Consider the following 20,898-nt stretch of genomic DNA (forward strand, 5'->3'; position numbering starts at 1 on the left):
CGCTCAGGCGCGCGCGGCAGCCCAGCGCCCGGTGCCTTCGAGATGCGGCGACAGCGCCGCGTCACCCCAGCGCAGCGGCAAGGCGGCAGGCCGGCGCAGTGCGTGCTCCACATGCAGCCGCAGCAGCCGCTCGGCGCCTTCGAACTCGGCGATCTCGGGGCCGTCCAGCACCAGCTCGGCCGTGGCCGCCACGTGCAGCAGATCGCCGTTGTCGTAGTCGATGAACAGCAGGCCCGCACGCGGATAGGCCACCAGGTTGCCCAGCGTGTTGAAGAAGCGGTTGCCGTTGAAGTCGGGCACCGTGAGCACGCCGCCCGCGTCGACGCGAACGAAGCCGGGCCGGCCGCCGCGGTGCGACACGTCGACACCGTGCGAGCGCGCATCGGCTTCGTCGCCCCTGGCCGCATCGCCCGGGTACGCGGTGGCGATGAACAGCGTGTCGGCGCTGCCGATGAGGCGCTGTGCGTCGAGGTCGAGCGCATCGAGCCGCTGCACGGGCGCGCTGCCGTCGCGCGCGGCCACCAGTTCCGGCTCCCGCGCCTGGATGTAGCGCGGGCAGTTGCCGAAGCTCTGCTGCACCGCGACCATGAAGCCATCCGCATCGAGCGACTCGACCGTGCCGTTCATGCGGTTGCGCCGCCGCGTGTGCGGCTCGATGCCCAGCAGGCCGAGCGTGGCGCCCTGCGCGAGCTGCCCGGCCAGCGGATCGCCGCGGCCCGGCAGCGCATCGACGCGCAGGTGCGTGGCATCGGGCGAATGCGCGAAGCCCGCGGGCGCCGCGAGCACGCTGGCCCAGGGCTGCAGATTGGCATCGAGGCTGCCGACCACGAGGAAGGGCAGCTGCGCGAAGAATTCGCGGTGCTGGTCAGGCATGTAGTCGCGGATCACGCGCGGGCCCATGGCTTCCATGCGCTCGCGCCAGCCCGTCTGTACCTGCAGCGCGCGCTCGCCGGCGTGGAACGGTTCGGCGATCATGATTGAGCCGCCGCCAGGCCGACCGGCGTGCGCACCATCGGCACGAAGCCGGGCAGCGCCTCCACGCGCCCGAGCCAGGCGCGCACCTGCGGGTAGGCGTCGAGCGACACGCGGCCTTCGGGCGCATGCGCGACATAGGCGTAGTTCGCGACGTCAGCCAGCGTGGCCGCAGGCCCGGCCAGGAAGGGCTGCTGCCCGAGGTGGATCTCCATCACCGCGAGCAGCGCATGCGAGCGCGTCACCGTCTCGGCGGGATCGGCGGCCAGGCCGAACAGCGCCATGACGCGCGCGGCGGCCGGCCCGTAGGCCAGCGGCCCCGCGGCCACCGAGAACCAGCGCTGCACGCGCGCCGCGCCCACCGCGTCGCGCGGCATCCAGCGCGCCGGATCGGCCGAATAGCGCTCGTTGAGGTAGACCAGGATCGCGTTGGAATCGGCCAGCGTGGTTTCGCCGTCCTCGATCACCGGCACCTGGCCGAAAGGGTTGCGCGCCAGGAACTCGGGCGTGCGGTTGTCGCGCTTCTTCAGGTCGAGCTCGATCACCTCGAAAGGCAGGCCGAGCATCGAGAGGAACAGCCGCACCCGGTGCACGTGGCCCGAGATGGCGCTGCCGTAGAGCTTGATGGGTTGTGCGGGACGGGTGGCAATGGCGTTCATGGGAGGTCCTCTGGAATGTGGAGTGGGCGTGATCCGGATTCTTCTCTCTTGCGCTGAATGAAGGAATAGCCGTTATTGCATTTAACTGCTGCGCTATTCGGCTTAATCCGGTTTAATCGCGCCATGGATCGCTTCAAGGCCATGCAGACCTTCGTGCAGATTGCCGACCAGGGCAGCCTGACCCGCGCCGCCGAGGCGCTCGGCAGCTCGCTGCCCGCGGTGGTGCGCGCGCTCGCCGCGCTCGAGGCCCACCTGGGCGTGCGCCTGTTCCACCGCACCACGCGCCGCCTCTCGCTCACCGAAGAGGGCCGCCACTACCTGCCGAGCGCGCGCGAGGTGCTGCTGGCGGCCGATGCCGCCGACCTCGCGCTCAAGGCCGAGGCGCGCGAGCCCGCGGGCCAGCTCACCATCACCGCGCCGGTGCTGTTCGGCCACATGTACGTGGCGCCCGCCATCACGCGCTTCATGCAGCGCCACGACAAGGTGCGCTGCACCGTGCTGCTGCACGACCGCACGGTGAACCTGCTCGAGGAAGGCATCGACGTGGGCATCCGCATCAGCCCGCTCGCGGATTCGTCGCTCGTGGCGCAGACGCTCGGCACCATCCGGCGCGTGGTGGCGGTGAGCCCCGAGTACCTCGCGCGCCACGGCACGCCGCGCCATCCGCGCGAGCTCCATGGCGCACCCTGCGTGCGCGGCCGCGTCGACGCGCCGCCGCAGTGGGTGTTCCACGAACGCGGCAAGACCCTCAGCGTGACGCCGAGCTGCCGCCTCGAGTTCAACCACCTCGCCCCAGCCATCGAGGCCTGTGCCGCGGGCATGGGCTTCGGCACCTTCTTCTCCTACCAGGTGCTGCCGCATGTGGCGCAGGGCCGGTTGAAGCTGGTGCTGGAAGACTTCGAGCCGCCGCCGCGTCCGGTGAGCGTGATCTACCCGAACGCGCGGCTGCTGCCAGCCCGCACGCGGGCCTTCATCGACTGGATGAAGACGGAGTTCAGCGGCCTTCGCATGTAGGCCGGCGGCGGCAGCAGTGGCTCCGAATATGCGCGGCTTGTCCATCGGTTGAAGCGATGGCGGCAGGCTTCTCGGGCCTGCGTCAGAATGGCCGCGTGCCTTCCTCTTCTTCCTCCTCCGCCCCGCTCTTCCACGCCAGCCACCTTTGCAAGCGCTACGGCGGCACCACGGTCGTGGACGACCTGTCGTTCGAGATCGCGCCCGGCGAATGCCTGGGCGTGATCGGGCCGAACGGCGCCGGCAAGACCACCACCATCCGCATGTGCCTGGGCCTCACCACGCCCGACGGCGGCGACATCTGCGCGCTGGGCCTGCAGATGCCGCGCGACGCGCTGGCCATCAAGGCGCAGCTCGGCGTGGTGACGCAGTTCGACACGCTCGACCCCGACTTCAGCTGCGCCGAGAACCTCGTGGTGTACGGCCGCTACTTCGGCTTCAGCAAGGCGCAGGTGCGCGAGCGCGTGCCGCAGCTGCTGGAGTTTGCGGCGCTATCGCACAAGGCCGATGCGAAGCCGGGCGAGCTCTCGGGCGGCATGCGGCGGCGCCTCTCGCTGGCGCGCGCGCTGGTGAACGACCCCAAGCTGCTGCTGCTCGACGAACCCACCACCGGGCTCGATCCGCAGGCGCGCCACCTGATGTGGGAGCGCCTGCAGGTGCTGCTGCAGCAGGGCAAGTCGATCCTGCTGACCACGCACTTCATGGACGAGGCCGAGCGCCTGTGCTCGCGCCTCCTGGTGCTCGACCACGGCCGCAAGATCGCCGAGGGCCGCCCGCGCGACCTGATCGCCGAGCACCTGGAGCCCGACGTGGTCGAGGTGTACGGCAATGGCGCGCTCTCGCTGGCCGAGTCGCCGGAACTGAAGGCGATGGCGGCGCGCGTGGAGGTGAGCGGCGAGACCGTGTTCTTCTACACGCAGGATGCGCGCCGGCTGCTCGATGCGCTCAGCCGGCATGGCCGCCTGCGCACCTTCCACCGGCCCGCGAACCTCGAAGACCTTTTTCTCAAGCTCACGGGCCGGCAGATCCGCGAAGACGGCTAGGCCACGACGATCATGAATACGACGACTGCAAGTTCTTCTTCTGCCGCGGCATCGCCGCCGGCCCGTTCCGTGTGGCGCCCCCCCGAGATCTCGCTGCGCTGGTGGCCCGTGTTCCTGCGCAACCTGCTGGTGTGGCGCAAGCTCGCGATTCCCAGCCTCATCGGCAACATCGCCGAGCCACTGATCTGGCTCGTGGCCTTCGGCTACGGCATGGGCGCGCTGGTCGGCGAGGTGTCGGTCGACGGAATCCGCGTGCCCTACATCCTGTTCCTCGCGAGCGGTTCGATCTGCATGAGCGCGATGAACGCCGCGAGCTTCGAGGCGCTGTATTCGGCGTTCTCGCGCATGCACGTGCAGAAGACCTGGGACGGCATCATGAACGCGCCCGTGGGCCTGGACGACATCGTGCTGGCCGAGATGCTGTGGGCCGCATTCAAGTCGATCTTCACCGTGACCGCGATCCTGTTCGTGATGCTCGGGCTGGGCATCAGCCACAGCCCCAAGCTGATCGTCGCGTGGATGGTGCTGATCGGCGCGGGGATCACCTTCTCGTCGATTGCGCTGATCTTCAATGCGCTCGCGAAGGGGTACGACTTCTTCACTTATTACTTCACGCTGTTCATGACGCCGATGATGTTCTTGAGCGGCGTGTTCTTTCCGCTGGAACAACTGCCTTCCGCCGTGAGGGCGGTGGCGGCCTGGCTGCCATTGACCAATGCGGTGGCGCTGGTGCGGCCGCTGTTCATGGATCAATGGCCTAACGGGTGGTGGGTGCATGCGGGGGTGCTGGTGGTTTATGGGGTTGTTTCTTTTTGGGTTGCTTTGGCGTTGACTCGGAAGAGGTTTCGGGGGTAGTTTTTGTTCCGGGGCCGGGTCTCGCCCCGGCGGGCGACTCACTTTCTTTGCTTCGCCAAAGAAAGTAAGCAAAGAAAGGCGACCCCTACTGTCTGCGTCCCTCCGCTTCGCTGCGGGCAACCTGCGGTGCTCGATTCCGGCGGGGGTCCGCAGAACTCGCTTCGCTCAAACAGCTGCGGCCCTGATCCCGCCTCCATCTGCGCTCCTCGGCGCATACAGAAGGGGTGGGAGCGGGCGGCCTTCGCTGCGCTCGGCCCCAAGACCAACAGCCCAACTCAATACCAACCACCGCAGGCGCTGCGCGCCTGCGGTGGCTTGGTGGCCGAGCGAAGCAAAGGCCCGTGTGGTTTGCCCTCCCCTCTGTATGCGCCGAGGAGCGCAGCGTTTCGCGGATCAGGGCTCGCAGCTGTTTGAGCCGAAGGCGAGTTCTGCGAGACCCCGCGAAACGCGAGCACCGCAGGTTGCCCGTAGCGAAGCGGAGGGTCGCAGACAGTGGGGTCGCCTTTCTTTTGCCTACGTTTCTTTGGCGAAGCAAAGAAAAGTAGGTCGCCCGCCGGGGCGAGACCCGGCCCCGAAACACAAACCCAAAACAGCACCCAAAATAACTACATTGCACACAATTCAATTGCACGCTACAATCACAGCCATGCGCAGCACCATACAAGCCTCAGACGAAATGCTCAAGCTGGACAACCAGCTCTGCTTCGCCGTCTATTCCGCCTCATTGGCCATGACCCGCCTCTACAAGCCGGTCCTGGAAAAGCTGCAGCTCACCTATCCCCAATACCTCGTCATGCTCGCCCTCTGGGAGCAAGACGGCCCCACGGTCTCCGAGCTCGGCGAACGCCTCTCGCTCGACTCCGGCACGCTCACGCCGCTGCTCAAGCGGCTCGAAGCCGTCGGCTATGTCACGCGGCTGCGCGACGTGGCCGACGAGCGCCGCGTGCACATCACGCTCACCGCCGCGGGCCGCAAGCTCAAGGCGCGCGCCGCCGGCGTGCCCGGCTGCCTCATGGCCGCAGCGCAATGCTCGGTGCCTGAACTCATCTCGCTCACCCAGCAGATCCAGACGCTGCGCGACCGCATCAGGAAAGCGGCCTGACACGCAGGCAAGCAAGCAATCCCAGGTTCCCCCCGCTTCGATTCAAAAAAGAAGCTCTTTTTCACCACCCTCACCAACCGAAGGAATCACCACCATGACCACCAAGCTCGACAAGGTTCTCTACACCGCTGAAGCCCACACCGTCGGCGGCCGCGACGGCGCAGGCAAGTCCAGCGACGGCGCCATCGACGTCAAGCTCAGCTCGCCCGGTTCGGGCAAGCCCGGCACCAACCCCGAGCAGCTGTTCGCGGTCGGCTATGCCGCCTGCTTCATCGGCGCGATGAAGGCCGTCGGCCCGAAGATCGGCGTGAAGGTGCCCGAGGACGTGGCCATCGACTCCAGCGTTTCCCTTGGCCCGACGAACGGCGGCGCCGCCTACGGCATCGCCGTGAAGCTGGCCATCACGCTGCCGGGCCTGGACGCCGAGCAGAAGCAGAAGCTGGTCGACACGGCTCACCAGGTCTGCCCGTACTCGAACGCCACGCGCGGCAACATCGACGTCGAACTCTCGATCGCCTGATTCCGCGCGCCCTGCGCAACAGCAGCAGCGGCAACAAGAAGCAAAGCGTCCCGGCCACAAGCCGGGGCGCTTTTTGTTTTTCATGGCCGGCGTTGTCCCGCGGGCGACGCGGAAAAGGGAAACGCGATAGCGCCTTTCATCGAGCTTGGCTAATGTGGCTGCAGCACGCGCCATCCCGCAACCCATACCACCACCATGGAGATCGACACCATGAGCACCACCACCAGCCTCCTGATCCGCAAGGGCGAACTCGCCACCACGCGCCTGCACACCGCCACCGACCAGCCGCTGGCCGAGGGCCAGGTGCGCGTGCGCATCGACAGCTTTGCGCTCACCTCCAACAACATCACCTACGCCGCCTTCGGCGATGCGATGAGCTACTGGCAGTTCTTCCCGTCCACGGAAGAAGGCTGGGGCAGCATCCCGGTGTGGGGCTTTGCCAGCGTGGTGCAGTCGCTGCACCCGGGCGTGGCGGTGGGCGAGCGGCTCTACGGCTACTGGCCGATGTCGTCGGGCGCCGTGCTGAGCCCCGACCGCCTTTCGCCCGGGCGTTTTACCGACGCCGCCGCGCACCGCGCGGAGCTGCCCGCGGTCTACAACCAGTACTTCCGCTGCAACGCCGATCCGCTCTACACCGCCGACACCGAAGACGTGCAGGCACTGCTGCGCCCGCTGTTCATCACCTCGTGGCTGATCGACGACTTCATGGCCGACAACGATTTCTTCGGCGCCAACACCATGCTGCTGTCGAGCGCATCGAGCAAGACGGCCTACGGCACCGCCTTCCAGCTGCACCAGCGCGAAGGCGTCGAGGTGATCGGCCTGACATCCGCCGCCAACGTTGCCTTCTGCGAGAGCCTGGGCTGCTACCACCGCGTGCTGACCTACGACGCGCTCGACGGCATCGCGGCCGACACGCCTTGCGTCTATGTGGACTTTGCGGGCAACGCCGGGCTGCGCAACGCGATCCACGCGCGCTTCACGAACCTCAAGTACAGCTGCTCGATCGGCGGCACGCATGTGGAGCAGCTCGCGGCCAAGGGCGCGGGCAAGGACCTGGCGGGCCCGCGCGCCACGCTGTTCTTCGCGCCGGCGCAGATCAAGAAGCGCACCGCCGAATGGGGCGCCGACGAATTCGGCCGGCGCATGGTGGCCGCATGGCACCGCTTCCTGGCCACCGTGACCGATGCCAAGAACCCCTGGCTGCGCGCCGAGCACCACCACGGCGGCGAGGCGGTGCAGGCCGCCTATGCGCAGGTGCTGGCCGGCAAGGGCGACCCGCGCATCGGCCATGTCCTTTCGCTTTACAAACAACCGGGCGGCCTCTGACATTCCGGGCGCCGGGGTAGCGACAATCGCCGCATGACCCTTTCCCCCGCAGCGCCCGCGAATACCCATCCCTACGAGAACCTCACGCCCGACGTGGTGCTGGACGCCCTGGCAACGCTCGGCCTGCACGGTGATGGCCGGCTCACCGGCCTGAACTCGTACGAGAACCGGGTCTACCAGGTCTACCTGGAAGACCGCAGTTCCGTGGTGGTCAAGTTCTACCGCCCCGGGCGCTGGAGCGAAGCCGAGATCCTCGAGGAGCACGCCTTCTCGCTCGAACTGGCGGCGGCCGAAGTGCCCGCCGTGGCGCCGCTGGCCTTCGACGGCAGCACGCTGCACCGCCACGGCGGCTTTGCCTTCAGCGTGAGCCCCTACCGCGGCGGCCGCGCGCCGGAGCTCGACGATTTCGAAGTGCTCGAATGGGTCGGCCGCTTTCTCGCGCGCATCCACACCGTGGGCAGCGCCAGGCCTTTCGAGGCCCGGCCCGCGCTCGACCTGCAGACCTTCGGCATCGCCTCGCGCGACTGGCTGCTGGCCAACGACAAGGTGCCGCTCGACGTGCAGCGCGACTGGGAAAAGGCCTGCAACGAAGCACTGGACATGATTGGCGCCACGGCACTGGCGGTGAACGCCCCGGCGTCCGATTTCAAGCCGCGCAAGCTGCGCCTGCACGGCGACGTGCATCCCGGCAACATCCTGTGGACACCCACCGACCGGCCCGGCGGCGGCCCGCACTTCGTCGACCTGGACGATGCGCGCACCGGCTTCGCGGTGCAGGACCTCTGGATGCTGCTGTCGGGCGAGCGCGCGCAGCGCACCTCGCAACTCTCGGGGCTGCTCGACGGCTACGAGCAATTTCGCGAATTCGACCGCCGCGAGCTCGCGCTGATCGAGCCGCTGCGCACCCTGCGGCTCATCCACTACAGCGCCTGGCTCGCGCGGCGCTGGGAAGACCCGATCTTCCCGATCAACTTTCCGTGGTTCGGCTCCAGCGACTACTGGAAGGGCCAGATCCTGGTGCTGCAGGAGCAATGCGAGCAGATGGCCGAAGAGCCGCTCTACGCTTAGGACGCCGCTTCGGCCGCGAGGCTTTCCGCCACCCCCTGCAGCAAGCGTTCGGCCAGCACGTTCGGCGGCCCGCTGCGCCACACGCCATGGGCCTCCGATTGCGCCACCGCGCGGTCGAGCGGCCGGAACACCGCGCCGCGCAGGGCCGAGTGCCGCATGGCCTGCGGCACCAGCGCCACGCCCATGCCCTGCGACACCAGCGAGACCACCGCGAGCCAGTGGCGCACCTCGTGCCGCACCTCGGGCAGGAAGCCGGCGTCGGCGCAGATCGACAGGATGCGCTCGTGGTAGTCGGGCGAGGCCTCGCGCGAGAACAGCACGAAGGGTTGGTTGCGCAGGTCGGCCGGCGCCAGCACGCGCTTGCGCGCGAGCGCGTGGCCCGCGGGCAGGCAGCACACGAAAGGCTCGGACAGCAGCAGCCGGTGCTGCAGCTCGGGCGGCATGCGGCTGGTGTGGACGAAGCCCAGGTCGAGCCGGTCGTGCAGCAGCTCGGCGATCTGCACGCCTGAATTGAGTTCGGCGAGCGTGATGCGCACCGCCGGGTGCCTGGCCTGGAACGCGCGCAGCGCCTGCGGCAGGCCGCGGTAGAGCATCGCGCCGACGAAGCCGATGCGCAGCCGCCCCGCCGAGCCCGCGGCCACGTCGCGTGCTTCGAGTGCCGCCTCTTCCGCCTGCAGGAGCAGCCGCCGCGCCGAGATGCGCAGCGCCTCGCCCGCATGCGTGAGCCGCACCTCCTTGCTGTTGCGCTCGAACAGCCGCGCGCCCACCGACTCCTCGAGCTGGCGGATGGCCACCGACAGCGGCGGCTGCGAGATCGACAGGCGCCGCGCGGCGCGGCCGAAGTGCAGCTCCTCGGCCAGCACGGAAAAGTAGCGCAGGTGTCGCAGTTCCATGAATAGGCAAATCGAATCGGACAAGACCTATTCGATATTAGACACGGATCGCCCGGAAACCAACAATGCGGCGAACCAGGAGACAAACGCATGGCCCAGAACGACGCCACCGCCGCGCACGCGCACCCGATTCCCGACCGCCACGGCCAGAACCTGTTCAGCACCGACGCCGAGCTGCACAAGCTGCTCGCGCTCTACCTGCCCGCCGACCTGCTGGCCCACATGCAGCCGCACTTCGAGCGCCTGGGCGGCCTCGCGGGCGGCCTGCTCGACGACCTGGCCGGCACCGCCGACCGCAACCCGCCCACGCTGAAGCAGCGCACCCGCACCGGCCTGGACGAGCAGAAGATCGTCAAGCACCCGGCCTACGTGGAGATGGAACGCCTCGCGCTCAGCGAATTCGGCCTGGCCGCCATGTCGCACCGCGACGAGACGCTGGGCTGGAAGGGCAGGATGCCGCCGCTGGTCAAGTACGTGCTGACCTATCTCTTCGTGCAGGCCGAGTTCGGCCTGTGCTGCCCGGTCTCGATGACCGACTCGCTCACGCGCACGCTCAAGAAGTTCGCGAGCCCCGAACTGGTCGCGCGCTTCCTGCCGCGCCTGACCTCGCTCGACTTCGACGAGCTCGCGCAGGGCGCGATGTTCATGACCGAGCAGGTCGCGGGCTCCGACATCGCGGCCACCGCGACGACGGCGCGGCAGGAGGCCGACGGCAGCTGGCGCCTCAGCGGCGACAAGTGGTTCTGCTCCAACCCCGATGCCGACTTTGCGATGGTGCTCGCACGCGCCGGCAACGGCCCGGCCGGCATGAAGGGCGTGTCGCTGTTCCTGCTGCCGCGCCGGCTCGATGGCGGCAGCCTCAACCACTACCGCATCATTCGCCTGAAAGACAAGCTCGGCACGCGCTCGATGGCCAGCGGCGAGATCCGGCTCGAAGGCGCCGTCGCGTACCTGGTGGGCGAGGAAGGCCGCGGCTTCGTGCAGATGGCCGACATGGTCAACAACTCGCGCCTGTCGAACGGCGTGCGCGCCGCCGGCCTCATGCGCCGCGCGGTGGCCGAGGCCGAGTACATCGCCGCCGAACGCCGTGCCTTCGGCCGCACGCTCGACCAGATGCCGCTGATGCAGCGCCAGCTCGACAAGCTGCGCCTGCCGGCCGAGCAGGCGCGCACCATGGTGTGCCAGACGGCGCTGGCGCTCGCGCGCTCGGATGCCGGGGAACCCGACGCCTACGCGCTGCTGCGCATCCTCACGCCGCTCATCAAGTTCCGCGCCTGCCGAGACGCGCGCAAGGTGACGGGCGATGCCATGGAAGTGCGCGGCGGCTGCGGCTACATCGAGGAATGGAGCGACCCGCGGCTCGTGCGCGATGCGCACCTGGGCTCGATCTGGGAAGGCACGAGCAACATCGTGGCGCTGGACGTGATCCGCGCCGTGAAGCGCGAGGGCTCGCTGCCGGTGCTGCGCGCGCATTGCGAACAGCTGCTGGCCGATGCGGCGCTGCCGCCGGCCTTTGCCAAGGCGCTGCGCGATGCACTGGCGCGCGCCGCCGCGCTCGCCAAGACCGCCGCGCGCGAAGGCGGCGACGTGCTTGCGCGCCAGGCCGCCTCGGCGCTCTACCACTGCACGAGCAGCATCGCGATGGCCTGGGAGGCCGCGCGCAGCGGCTCGGCCCCGCGCCTGCGCTGGGCCCAGCTGGTGCTGCTGCACCGCGTGCTGCCGCGCGACCCGCTCGCGCCCGACGCAATGCCCGCGGACTGGAACAGCGTGGCCACCACGCACACCGCCAGGGCCACGGCCTGATTCACGACGACAGAAAAAACGGAGACATCACCTTGCGACACCTCACCCCCTTCTTCGCGGCCCTGGCCGCCTGCGCCGCGCTGCTGGGCGCCGCTCCCGCCGCACAGGCCCAAGCCTTCCCTTCCAAGCCGCTGGTGCTGGTCGTGCCCTTTCCGCCCGGCGGCCCGACCGATGCCATGGCCCGCACGCTGGCCGCCGAGATGAAGGACCGCCTCGGCCAGCCGATGATCGTGGAGAACCGCGCGGGCGCGGGCGGCAACATCGGCGCCGACTACGTGGCGCGCGCCGAGGCCGACGGCCACACGCTGCTGTTCGGCACCTCGGGGCCGCTGGCCATCAACGCGAGCCTCTACCGAAAGATCAGCTACGACCCGGTCAAGAGCTTTGCGCCGGTGATCCAGGTCGGCTACCTGCCGAACATCCTGGTGGTGAACCCCGCGCTGCCGGTGAAGGACGTGAAGGAACTGGTCGCCCATGCCAAGGCCAACCCCGGCAAGCTCAGCTATGCGTCGTCGGGCAACGGTGCGTCGTCGCACCTGGCGGGCGTGCTGTTCAATTCGGTGGCCGGCACCGACCTGCAGCACATCCCCTACAAGGGCACCGGCCCCGCGCTCAACGACCTGCTCGGCAACCAGGTGAGCATGACCTTCACCGACATCCTCACCGCGCTGCCCTACGTGAAGGCCGGCAAGCTGCGTGCGCTGGGCGTGGCGACGCTCGCGCGCTCGCAGGCGCTGCCCGAGGTGCCGACGATTGCCGAGCAGGGCTACAAAGGCTACGACGTGAGCGTGTTCTTCGGCATCGTCGCGCCGGCCGGCACGCCCGCGGACCGCGTGGCCAGGCTCAACCAGGCCTTCGCCGAGGTTCTGAATTCGCCCAAGGTCAAGCAGATGTTCGCGGCGCAGGGCCTCGAGGCCTCGGCGGACACCTCGCCGCAGAAGCTCGGGCAGTTCATCGTGAGCGAGTCGGCCAAGTGGAAGGATGTCGTGAAGAAGTCGGGGGCGCAGCTGGATTGATTTGCGCCCTGTTGCGTTATTGTTCAGGGCGCGCTCACGCCGACGGGGCACCTTGCTCCGCGAATGTCCTCCGGCCTTCGGCCTCCCCCTTGATTTCGCTGCGCAAGGCACCCCATCGACGGGAGCGTTATGCGGAGCGGTCGTTGATCAGCGATGCACAACGAGCGTGCCCAAGTGCACAGAGCATCGGGTGCTCCCCGCAGCGAAATCAAGGAGGAGGCCGAAGGCCGGGGGACATTCGCGGAGGGGAGTACCCGGTGATCTGTGCACGCGCCCTGAACAAAGCGCCCCGAGCAAAGCGCCCCGAACAAGAACAGCAGCACCAACAAGCAATGCATCGGAACACCGAAATGACAAACCCTCAAGGCGCCCTCGCAGGCATCCGAGTCCTCGACATCTCGCGCATCCTCGGCGGCCCCTACTGCGGCCAGATCCTCGGCGACCATGGCGCCGACGTGCTCAAGGTCGAGCCGCCGCAAGGCGACGACACGCGCACCTGGGGTCCGCCCTTCAAGGACGGCGTGGCCTCGTACTACCACGGCCTGAACCGCAACAAGCGCGTGCAGCACCTCGACTTTTCCACGGACGAAGGCCGCGAAGCGCTGCTCGCACTCGTGGCCGAGGCCGACGTGCTGATCGAGAACTTCAAGACCGGCACCATGGAGCGCTGGGGCATCGGCTACGAGGCGCTCTCGGCGCGCTTTCCGCGCCTCGTGTGGTGCCGCGTCTCGGGCTTCGGCGCCGATGGTCCGCTGGGCGCGCTGCCCGGCTACGACGCCGCCGTGCAGGCCATGACCGGCATCATGAGCATCAACGGCGAGGCCGACGGCGGCCCGCTGCGCGTGGGCCTGCCGGTGGTCGACATGGTGACCGGGCTCAATGCGGTGATCGGCGTGCTGCTCGCGCTGCAGGAGCGCAACCGCAGCGGCCGCGGGCAGTTCGTGGAAGCCGCGCTGTACGACAGCGGGCTCTCGCTGCTGCATCCGCATGCGGCCAACTGGTTCATGGATGGCACCGAGCCGCGCCGCACCGGCAACGCGCATCCCAACATCTATCCCTATGACGCGCTGGCCACCGGCGCCGACCCGGTGTTCGTGGCGGTGGGCAACGACCGCCAGTTCGCAAGCCTGTGCCGCTGCATCGGCCTGCCCGCGCTGGCCGACGATCCGCTCTACCGCACGGCCGGCGCGCGTTCGGTGCACCGTGCGGGGCTCAAGCAGCAGCTGGAAGCGGCCATGGCGGCGTTCGACGGCCGTGCGCTGGTCGAGCAGCTGATGGCCGCGGGCGTGCCCGCCGCGCCGGTGCTGCCGGTGGATGCGGCGCTCGAGCATCCGCACACCGCGCATCGCGAAATGGTGGTGGAAATGGAGGGCGGCTACCGCGGCATCGGCGCGCCGGTGAAGCTCAGCCGCACGCCGGCGAGCTACCGCCACGCGCCGCTCACGCCGGGCGAGCGCTTCCTGCCCGAATCCGCGGCCGGCGACAGCAGCTCATAGCTCGGGCCGCACGCCGCCGCCCGCCTTGGGCGCATGGAAAGCCTGCATGAACGCGCCCTGCAGCTCCGCCGGCAGGTCGGGCCGGTGGCACATCGCATAGCCGAGGCTCGGCGGATCGTCGGACAGCGCAACAAAACGGATGTCGGGCCGCGCAATGCAGGCGAGCGATTCCACCACCAGCCCGATGCCGGCTCCAGCCGCCACCAGCCCCACGAGCGAGATCGACGAGCTCGCGCACTGGTTGACCTGCGTGGTGATGCCGGCACGCGCAAGGTAGGCGGCGATGCGGTCGAACACCACCGGCCCGATGTCGCGGCGCACGCCGACCAGCGTCTGCTGGCGCAGGTCCGCCGCCGCGATGCGCCCGGCGCCCGCGAGCGGATGCGCGGCCGGCATCACGGCCATGAAGCGGTCGCGGGCCACCTCGCGCACCACGAGGTCGTCGCGCGAAGACGGCGGATGCACCACCGCGAGGTCGAGCCTGCGGTGCGCCACGGCCTCCTCGAGTTCGTCCGACAGGCCCTCGGTGAGCGCCAGCACCACGCCCGGATGCGCGGCCGAAAAGGCACGCATCGCATCGGGAAAGAACGACAGCGCCGCGATGGGCGTGACGCCGATCTCCAGCCGGTCGAAGGCGCCGCGCCCGATGGCGCGCGCGGCCTCGTCGGTCTCGGCGGCGCGTGACAGCAGCCGCCGCGCGTGCGGCAGCAGGCGCGCGCCCTGCTCCGTCAGCCGGACGCCGCGCGCCTGCCGGTCGAACAGCGCAAAGCCCAGGGCTTCCTCGAGCCGCTGCACCCGCACGCTGAGCGCCGGCTGCGAGATGGCGAGCAGCGAGGCGGCGCGGCGGATGTTGCCGATCTCGGCCAGCGTGACGAAGCATCGCCATTGTTTGAGTTCCAAGGAGCGGCCTCCGTTCAGAGCTATGCCGCCCGGCTGGTCTTCAGGCCCTGCCCCGCGGCCCAGGCCGACACGTCCTCGCGCTTGATGGCAGCGGCCATCAGGCCCGGAAACGCATCGGGCGTGCAGGCGAACGAGGGCACGCCGAGCGCAGCCAGCTTGGCGGCCAAGTCGCGGTCGTAGGCGGGCGCGCCTTCGTCGCTGAGCGCCAGCAGCGCGATGAACTGCACGCCAGCCTCGACCAGCTCGTTGGCGCGCCGCAGCAGCTTGCCCTCGACCCCGCCTTCGTACAGGTCGGAGATCAGGATCAGGATGGTGTTGCGCGGCTCGCGCACCAGGCCCTGGCAGTAGCCGACCGCGCCGCTGATGTCGGTGCCGCCGCCGAGCTGCACGCCGAACAGCAGGTCCACCGGGTCCCGCAGCTGCTCGGTCATGTCGACCACGGCGGTGTCGAACACCACGAGCCGGGTCGACACGGCCGGCAGGCTCGCCATGACGGCGCCGAAGATGCTCGAATAGACCACCGAGGCGGCCATCGAGCCGCTCTGGTCGATGCACAGGATCACCTCGCGCTGCGGCTGGCGCGCCTTGCGGCCATAGCCGACCAGCGTCTGCGGCACCACGGTGCGGTAGGCGGGCTGCCAGTGGCGCAGGTTGGCGCGGATGGTGCGGTTCCAGTCGATCTCCGAATGGCGCGGCCGGCGGTTGCGCTGGCTGCGGTTGAGCGCGCCGCTCACGGCGCTGCGCATCGGCTCCTCGAGCTTCTTCATGAGCTCGTCGACCACCTTGCGCACCACGGCGCGCGCGGTGTCCTTGGTGCCGGCCGGAATCACGCTCGCGAGCGCCACGAGGTTGGCGACCAGGTGCACGTCGGGCTGCGCGTTCTCGAGCATCTCGGGCTGCAGCAGCATCTGGCGCAGGTTGAGCCGCTCCATCGCGTCGCGCTGCATCACCTGCACCACCTGGCTCGGGAAGTACTTGCGGATGTCGCCGAGCCAGCGCGCCACGCTGGGCGCCGAATCGCCGCGGCCGCCGCGCTGGCCGCCCTGCCCCAGGCCGCGCCGGCTGTCGGCCTCGTAGAGCGCGGCGAGCGCCTGGTCGATCTCGCGCACGCGGCCCTCGATGGCGCCGCAGCTGGCATCGGCCTCGCTGCCGAGCACGAGGCGCCAGCGCTGCAGGCGGTCGGTGGACGGCAGGGCCTCTTCGTCGTCGATGGAGGTTGGATTCGCGCTCATGCCTTCACTCCCAGCAGTTCCCGCAGCAGCGGCAGCGCGAGCACCGCGCGCGTTTCGTCCCAGTCGGCGGCGGCCGTGGCAGCCGGCGCCGTGCCACCCACCGTGCCGCGTTTGGCGCGCTCGCCGAGCGCACGCCGGTCGGCACCCGAAAAATCCGCGAAGCTGCGCCGCACCAGCGGCAGCACCTGCACGAAGTGTTCTTCGCCGAGCCCCGAAAGCCAGCGGTCGACCAGCGACCAGACGGCCTCGTCGTGCAGCAGCACCATCGCATTGCGGTTGAGAAAACCCTCGAGCCAGGCGGCCGCTTCGGCCGGCGGTGCGCCGGAGGAAAGATTGCGCGCGAGCTGCTGCGAAGCGCCGTCGCTGTCGAGCTGCGCCTCGTCGAGCAGCAGCCGGCAGCTCACGCCGCGCAGCAGCGGCGCGCCGGTTTCGCCGAAGGCAATGGCGCGCAGCGCGGCGCGCCAGGCGGCGGTGGTTTCCTCGGCGTCGCGCAGCCGCACCGCATCGTGCGCGGCGATGAGCCGGGTGCGCAGCGCCTCGGCGGCTTCGGCATCGAGCGCGCCGCAGGCGATCGGCAGGCCGATGGCGCCGCGCACGATCAGGCTGTCGAGCACGTGCGAGAGCAGCGCGCTGTCGGTCTGGCGCACGCTGCCGTAGCGGAACACGTTGGCCAGCGGCGGCACCGCGCCGATCAGTTGCACCGCGTCGCCGGTGAGCGCGGCGCGGTCTTCGAGCGCGCGGGTCACGGCCTGCACGGCCACGGGCAGGTCGGCCAGCAGCACGGTGTCGACCTGCTCGGCCAACGCGGCCAGCGAGGTTTCCGCCGCGAGCCCTTCCATCACACGCGCGCTCGCGGCATGCGCCACGGTCGCGCCGAAGCGGCTGGCCTCGATGATGCGGAGGGCAAACTCGGGCTGCCATTGCAACTGCCACACCTCATGAAAGGTGCCGCGGCTGGCGCGCTGGCCGGCGGTGACCTGGCCCCAGGGCAGGTCGAGCAGGCGCAGCCGGTGCAGCAGGTGCAGCAGGTGGCTGCGCGCCAGGTCGTTGGGCTGGCGCAGGTCGAGGTCGAGCGTCTTCGCGGTGGCCTCGGGCTTCAGGCGCAAACTTTTCTGCGCCTGTTCGATGTCGCGCTGCAGCGGCACGGTCGGCACGTCGGCAGGCACCTGGCCCATGCGGTCGCCGACCGTGAGGCGTTCGCGGATCAGCGTGAGCGGCGCCTGTTCGCCCATGCAGATCACGCTGCGCACGGCTTCGTCGAGCTCGGGCAGGCCCGGCGCGGGGCGCCCGCGCAGCGCGGCCAGCGTGTCGGCCAGGCGCGTGGCCTCGATCAGGTGGGCGGAAGAGCAGTCGAGGTCGTGCGCGCGCAGCAGCCTGGCCACGCGTGCGAGCCAGCCCGTCGTGCGGCCGGCCGCCTCGTGCCCCTGCTGCCAGAGGTGCTCGTACCAGCCGGGCGAATCGATGCCCGCGCCGTAGCCGCTCGCGCTCGTGAGGTGGCGCAAGGTCCAGGGCACCCAGGTGGCGAGCACCTTGAGTTTGGGCAGGCCCTTGAGCAATGCGGCATCGGCCTTGGCGGTGGCCGCGCCCTGCAGCGCGGGAACGTGCCATGCGCCGCAGACCACCGCGATGCGCTGGTGGCCGGCCTTGACGGCCTCGCGGATCGACTGGCGCATGAAGGCCTCGCGCTGCTGCTCGCGCTCCATCGCGCGCTGGCCGCGCCGGTCTTCGGGTGTTTCGGCGCGCACCGCGGTCATGGCTTCGGCGATGGCGCCGAACAGGTCTTCGCCGTCGCCGCGCTCCTCGACCATGTGGTTCCACCAGCTTTCGCCATCGGCATAGCCGGCGGCGTGGGCGAGCCAGTCGAAGGGGTCGTCGGGCAGCGTGCGGGTTGCTTGTTCCTGTTCGGGCGCTTCGACCGTCTCGGACACGGGCACCGTGCCGGTCTCGTCATCGCCCAGCGGTGTTTCTTCGGGCGCTTCCGCCTTGGCTTCGTCGGCTGCGCGTGCGGCCTGATCGATCGCCATGCGGTGCGCCTGCGGCAGGTCGATGAAGCGCGTGGGCACGCCGCGTGCGGCGCCCCACTGCAGGGCCTGCCATTCGGGCGAGAACGTGGCGAAGGGATAGAACGCGGCCAGGCCGGTGTCCTCGCTCGCGTGGATCAGCACCGCGACCGGCGGCTGCAGGTCGGCGTGCGCCAGGAAGGACAGCAGCGGCTCGGCCTCGGGCGGGCCCTCGACCAGGATGCAGTCGGGCTGCAGCGACTCGAAGGCGCGCAGCAGGCTGCGCGCGCAGCCGGGCCCGTGGTGGCGGATGCCGAAGTAGTGCGGCGGCGAAGGCGGCGTGCTCGTCGTGCTCATGCGCCGGTCCGCAGTCAGAGCTGTTCGCGGCAGGCGCGGTAGAGGTCCTTCCAGTCGCCCCGTTCCTTGACCACGGTCTCCAGGTATTCCTTCCACACCACCTGGTCCTGCACCGGGTCCTTGATGACGGCGCCGATCAGGCCCGAGGCCACGTCGGCCGAGCGCAGCACGCCGTCGCCGAAATGGCCGGCCAACGCCATGCCGCTGTTGATGACGGAGATGGCCTCGGCCGTCGATAGCGTGGAGTTCGGCGACTTGATGCGGGTCTTGCCGTCCTCGGTCTGGCCGTTGCGCAGTTCGCGGAAGATCTGCACCACGCGGCGCACTTCCTGCAGCGCCGGCGGCTCGGCCGGCAGCGCGAGCGCGCGGCCCAGCTCGGACACGCGCTTGACCACGATCTGCACTTCCTCGGCTTCGCTGGCCGGCACCGGCAGCACCACGGTGTTGAAGCGGCGCTTGAGCGCGCTCGAGAGCTCGTTCACGCCCTTGTCGCGGTTGTTGGCGGTGGCAATCACCGAGAAGCCGCGCACCGCCTGCACCTCGCTGCCGAGTTCGGGAATGGGCAGCGTCTTTTCGGAGAGCACGGTGATCAGCGTGTCCTGCACGTCGGCCGGAATGCGCGTGAGTTCCTCGACGCGCGCGATCTTGCCCAGGCGCATCGCATGCACCAGCGGGCTGGGCACCAGCGCCTTTTCGGAAGGGCCGTTGGCCAGCAGCTCGGCGTAGTTCCAGCCGTAGCGCAGCTGCTCCTCGCTGGTGCCGGCGGTGCCCTGGATCAGCATGGTCGAGTCGCCGCTCACGGCGGCGGCCAGGTGCTCCGACACCCACGACTTGGCGGTGCCCGGCACGCCGTACAGCAGCAGCGCGCGGTCGGTCGCGAGCGTGGAGACCGCGATCTCCATGAGCCGCGGACTGCCGATGTACTTGGGGCTGACTTCGAAACCATTCGCCAGCTTGCCGCCCATCAGGTAGGTGAGCACGGCCCAAGGCGAGAGCTTCCAGTTGGCCGGACGCTGGCGGTCGTCGACCTTCTGGAGCGCATCGAGTTCTTCGGCGAATTGCTGTTCGGCATGCTGGCGCAGGACATTGCTCATGGACGGCCTTGGGAAGATGAAGAAGAGGTTGGCTGGGAAGAAAGGGAAGAGAACAGCTGGCGCGCGCGCACGATGCGCGCGGTGTCGCTCAGCGCGTTGGCAAGGCCGGGGCTTTCCTCGGCCGCGCGCGGCAGGCCGGCCAGGAGGTGCAGCGCACTCGCATGCAGCAGCGCGGCGGCGTCGCCGAGCACCTGGCGCAGCACGTAGTCGTTGACGAGGTCGCCGCGCTCGACGCGGGCGCGCAGCGCGGCCGCGATCCGCAGCGACAGCTCGGCCGATGGGGTTCCGCCCGGCGCGCAGGCCTGTTCGGCGAAGGCCACGACCTCCTGCACGCCATCGCCCGATTCGCCGAGCTCGCGCAGCCAGTGGCGCTCGCGCCGCCCGCGCGGCAGCAGCGCCAGCAGCTGGCCCGTCCACGCACGCTGGTTGCGCGAACGATCGAGCATCGCGTCGCACCAGTCGGCATCGGGGGTGGCGAGGACGGCTTCGTTCCAGCCGCGCAGCAGGGCGTCCTTCCAGTCGCCGTTGGCGGCCCAGTCGAGCAGCGCGGCGGGCGCCATGCCGGTGCGCGCGGTCCACCATGCGAGCGGCGCCTGGCGCACCAGCTGGTAGAGCCACCAGGCGCGCTCGCCGAGGCTGTCGTGCGTGGGGCGCGCGGGGTCGATGGCATCGTCCTTCCAGCGCGGGTCGGCGGCCTCGGGCGCCTGCAGCTGCCAGCCCGCGTCCTGCGGCGACAGCAGCGGCCCGAGGAAGGCCTGGATGCGCTGCACATGCGCGCTGCCGGGCAATCGCTGCAGCAGCTCGGTGGCCACCTGGCGCACGTCGCGGGCGCGGTCCTTCAGCTGGGCGTCGAGCAGGGCTTCGTCGCCGGGCCCGATGTTCTCGGCCAGCGCACCGAGCAGCGCGGCCCGCTCCTTGGCGGGAAGCTGCGGCAGCTCCGCGGCGAGGCGCTCGCGCGCGGCCGCCGGGTCGATGCGGCGCTGTTCGACCAGCACCGCGCGGCGCTGCTCGAGGCTGCCTTGGTCCCAGCGCGTCTGCGCATCGGCCTGCTCGCTGGCACCGGCGGCATAGCGCCAGTCGTCGTTGCGCGCGGCAAGCCAGAGCCCGCGTTCGCCGAGCGCGGCGACCACGGCGGGGCGCAGCTCGACGGCGCGGCGGCCGGCGTCGAGTGCCGCGGGCAGCAGGCCGTGTGGTAGCCGCAGGCCGGCGGCGGCGAGCGCGGCCAGGCCTTCGTGCTGCAGGCGCAGCGGGCCGCTGCCCAGCGCATCCGCGATCGCGGCCTGCAAAGCGGGTTCGGCGAGTGGGGGCCGCGCGTCGGCGGTTGCGACGGGCGCATCGGACGGCGACAGACCGGGCGCCACGAAGCCCGCGCGGCGGCCGACAGCCACGGCGCCGGCGGCGCGCAGCAAGCGGCCCTGGGCGTCGCCGCCGTTGATCGATTGCAGCAGCGCCGCGAATTCTCCCGCCATGCCATCGGCTGCGGGCACGGGCTGGCGCGCGGTGCCGACCAGCGCGGTCTGCAGCAGGGTGTTCCAGTGGCTCATTGGT

General features: G+C 70.0%; 18 protein-coding genes. 10 read left to right on the plus strand and 8 right to left on the minus strand.

Translation table 11 applies throughout. The features are described from left to right. Positions 1-3: 3 nt before the first annotated feature. Complete coding sequence (locus tag RZE77_RS25840; RefSeq protein WP_319439857.1) at positions 4-975, minus strand: pyridoxamine 5'-phosphate oxidase family protein; 972 nt, start codon at positions 973-975, stop codon at positions 4-6. Continuing rightward, a complete protein-coding gene (locus RZE77_RS25845) occupies positions 972-1,631 on the minus strand; it encodes a glutathione S-transferase family protein (protein ID WP_319439858.1) in 660 nt (219 codons plus the stop codon). The genes RZE77_RS25840 and RZE77_RS25845 overlap by 4 nt, the downstream gene beginning before the upstream one ends. Positions 1,632-1,754: 123 nt before the next feature. Between RZE77_RS25845 and RZE77_RS25850 the strand changes: the two genes are divergently transcribed. The 7 genes from RZE77_RS25850 (at position 1,755) to RZE77_RS25880 (ending at position 8,559) form a co-directional block, all read left to right on the plus strand. After that, positions 1,755-2,645, plus strand: coding sequence for a LysR family transcriptional regulator (locus tag RZE77_RS25850; protein ID WP_319439859.1), 891 nt, complete (start codon positions 1,755-1,757; stop codon positions 2,643-2,645). A 56-nt stretch (positions 2,646-2,701) separates the two neighbouring features. Next, complete coding sequence (locus RZE77_RS25855; RefSeq protein ID WP_319439860.1) at positions 2,702-3,685, plus strand: ATP-binding cassette domain-containing protein; 984 nt, start codon at positions 2,702-2,704, stop codon at positions 3,683-3,685. A 12-nt stretch (positions 3,686-3,697) separates the two neighbouring features. Further along, positions 3,698-4,540 carry an ABC transporter permease gene (locus RZE77_RS25860; RefSeq protein ID WP_319439861.1) on the plus strand — a complete coding sequence of 281 codons (843 nt, stop codon included), beginning with the start codon at positions 3,698-3,700 and terminating at the stop codon, positions 4,538-4,540. 646 nt (positions 4,541-5,186) lie between these two features. After that, positions 5,187-5,642, plus strand: coding sequence for a MarR family winged helix-turn-helix transcriptional regulator (locus RZE77_RS25865; RefSeq protein WP_319428037.1), 456 nt, complete (start codon positions 5,187-5,189; stop codon positions 5,640-5,642). A gap of 94 nt (positions 5,643-5,736) precedes the next feature. Next, entirely contained in the window at positions 5,737-6,162 is a 426-nt protein-coding gene (locus tag RZE77_RS25870) for an organic hydroperoxide resistance protein (protein WP_124961162.1), read from the plus strand. A 210-nt stretch (positions 6,163-6,372) separates the two neighbouring features. Further along, positions 6,373-7,491, plus strand: a complete 1,119-nt coding sequence (locus RZE77_RS25875; RefSeq protein ID WP_319439862.1) for a DUF2855 family protein — start codon at positions 6,373-6,375, stop codon at positions 7,489-7,491. 33 nt (positions 7,492-7,524) lie between these two features. Further along, positions 7,525-8,559 carry a serine/threonine protein kinase gene (locus tag RZE77_RS25880; RefSeq protein ID WP_319439863.1) on the plus strand — a complete coding sequence of 345 codons (1,035 nt, stop codon included), beginning with the start codon at positions 7,525-7,527 and terminating at the stop codon, positions 8,557-8,559. Here the strand turns inward: RZE77_RS25880 and RZE77_RS25885 are convergent. Continuing rightward, positions 8,556-9,452, minus strand: coding sequence for a LysR family transcriptional regulator (locus RZE77_RS25885; RefSeq protein WP_319439864.1), 897 nt, complete (start codon positions 9,450-9,452; stop codon positions 8,556-8,558). The genes RZE77_RS25880 and RZE77_RS25885 overlap by 4 nt on opposite strands. A 90-nt stretch (positions 9,453-9,542) precedes the next feature. Between RZE77_RS25885 and RZE77_RS25890 the strand changes: the two genes are divergently transcribed. The 3 genes from RZE77_RS25890 (at position 9,543) to RZE77_RS25900 (ending at position 13,767) form a co-directional block, all read left to right on the plus strand. Then, on the plus strand, positions 9,543-11,255 hold the full coding sequence (locus tag RZE77_RS25890; protein WP_319439865.1) for an acyl-CoA dehydrogenase family protein: 1,713 nt from the start codon (positions 9,543-9,545) through the stop codon (positions 11,253-11,255). A 32-nt stretch (positions 11,256-11,287) separates the two neighbouring features. Beyond that, complete coding sequence (locus tag RZE77_RS25895; protein WP_405546604.1) at positions 11,288-12,271, plus strand: Bug family tripartite tricarboxylate transporter substrate binding protein; 984 nt, start codon at positions 11,288-11,290, stop codon at positions 12,269-12,271. Positions 12,272-12,621: 350 nt separating this feature from the next. Next, positions 12,622-13,767, plus strand: a complete 1,146-nt coding sequence (locus RZE77_RS25900) for a CaiB/BaiF CoA transferase family protein (RefSeq protein WP_319439866.1) — start codon at positions 12,622-12,624, stop codon at positions 13,765-13,767. Here the strand turns inward: RZE77_RS25900 and RZE77_RS25905 are convergent. From RZE77_RS25905 to RZE77_RS25925, 5 genes are read right to left on the minus strand one after another with little or no spacing between them, the layout of a single operon-like run. After that, a complete protein-coding gene (locus RZE77_RS25905; RefSeq protein WP_319439867.1) occupies positions 13,762-14,667 on the minus strand; it encodes a LysR family transcriptional regulator in 906 nt (301 codons plus the stop codon). The genes RZE77_RS25900 and RZE77_RS25905 overlap by 6 nt on opposite strands. Before the next feature lie 20 nt (positions 14,668-14,687). Next, positions 14,688-15,899: a VWA domain-containing protein gene (locus RZE77_RS25910; RefSeq protein WP_319439868.1), complete on the minus strand. Its 1,212-nt coding sequence runs from the start codon at positions 15,897-15,899 to the stop codon at positions 14,688-14,690. Continuing rightward, the gene (locus tag RZE77_RS25915; RefSeq protein ID WP_319439869.1) at positions 15,896-18,256 is read right to left on the minus strand and encodes a DUF5682 family protein; all 2,361 of its coding nucleotides are present in this window, start codon (positions 18,254-18,256) and stop codon (positions 15,896-15,898) included. Before RZE77_RS25915 ends, RZE77_RS25910 begins: the two co-directional genes overlap by 4 nt. Positions 18,257-18,270: 14 nt before the next feature. Beyond that, complete coding sequence (locus tag RZE77_RS25920) at positions 18,271-19,350, minus strand: ATP-binding protein (protein ID WP_319439870.1); 1,080 nt, start codon at positions 19,348-19,350, stop codon at positions 18,271-18,273. Beyond that, positions 19,347-20,894 carry a DUF5691 domain-containing protein gene (locus tag RZE77_RS25925; RefSeq protein WP_319439871.1) on the minus strand — a complete coding sequence of 516 codons (1,548 nt, stop codon included), beginning with the start codon at positions 20,892-20,894 and terminating at the stop codon, positions 19,347-19,349. Before RZE77_RS25925 ends, RZE77_RS25920 begins: the two co-directional genes overlap by 4 nt. Positions 20,895-20,898 lie beyond the last annotated feature (4 nt).

The sequence above is a fragment of the Variovorax sp. SPNA7 genome, from assembly GCF_033807855.1.
Classification (GTDB): Bacteria; Pseudomonadota; Gammaproteobacteria; order Burkholderiales; family Burkholderiaceae_C; genus Variovorax; species Variovorax beijingensis.

Coding starts and splice junctions, on each gene's coding strand:
- RZE77_RS25875 (WP_319439862.1), top strand. CDS start 6,373: ATGAGCACCACCACCAGCCTCCTGATCCGCAAGGGCGAACTCGCCACC.
- RZE77_RS25840 (WP_319439857.1), bottom strand. CDS start 975: ATGATCGCCGAACCGTTCCACGCCGGCGAGCGCGCGCTGCAGGTACAG.
- RZE77_RS25920 (WP_319439870.1), bottom strand. CDS start 19,350: ATGAGCAATGTCCTGCGCCAGCATGCCGAACAGCAATTCGCCGAAGAA.
- RZE77_RS25865 (WP_319428037.1), top strand. CDS start 5,187: ATGCGCAGCACCATACAAGCCTCAGACGAAATGCTCAAGCTGGACAAC.
- RZE77_RS25860 (WP_319439861.1), top strand. CDS start 3,698: ATGAATACGACGACTGCAAGTTCTTCTTCTGCCGCGGCATCGCCGCCG.
- RZE77_RS25870 (WP_124961162.1), top strand. CDS start 5,737: ATGACCACCAAGCTCGACAAGGTTCTCTACACCGCTGAAGCCCACACC.
- RZE77_RS25925 (WP_319439871.1), bottom strand. CDS start 20,894: ATGAGCCACTGGAACACCCTGCTGCAGACCGCGCTGGTCGGCACCGCG.
- RZE77_RS25890 (WP_319439865.1), top strand. CDS start 9,543: ATGGCCCAGAACGACGCCACCGCCGCGCACGCGCACCCGATTCCCGAC.
- RZE77_RS25855 (WP_319439860.1), top strand. CDS start 2,702: ATGGCGGCAGGCTTCTCGGGCCTGCGTCAGAATGGCCGCGTGCCTTCC.
- RZE77_RS25850 (WP_319439859.1), top strand. CDS start 1,755: ATGGATCGCTTCAAGGCCATGCAGACCTTCGTGCAGATTGCCGACCAG.
- RZE77_RS25915 (WP_319439869.1), bottom strand. CDS start 18,256: ATGAGCACGACGAGCACGCCGCCTTCGCCGCCGCACTACTTCGGCATC.
- RZE77_RS25880 (WP_319439863.1), top strand. CDS start 7,525: ATGACCCTTTCCCCCGCAGCGCCCGCGAATACCCATCCCTACGAGAAC.
- RZE77_RS25845 (WP_319439858.1), bottom strand. CDS start 1,631: ATGAACGCCATTGCCACCCGTCCCGCACAACCCATCAAGCTCTACGGC.
- RZE77_RS25885 (WP_319439864.1), bottom strand. CDS start 9,452: ATGGAACTGCGACACCTGCGCTACTTTTCCGTGCTGGCCGAGGAGCTG.
- RZE77_RS25910 (WP_319439868.1), bottom strand. CDS start 15,899: ATGAGCGCGAATCCAACCTCCATCGACGACGAAGAGGCCCTGCCGTCC.
- RZE77_RS25900 (WP_319439866.1), top strand. CDS start 12,622: ATGACAAACCCTCAAGGCGCCCTCGCAGGCATCCGAGTCCTCGACATC.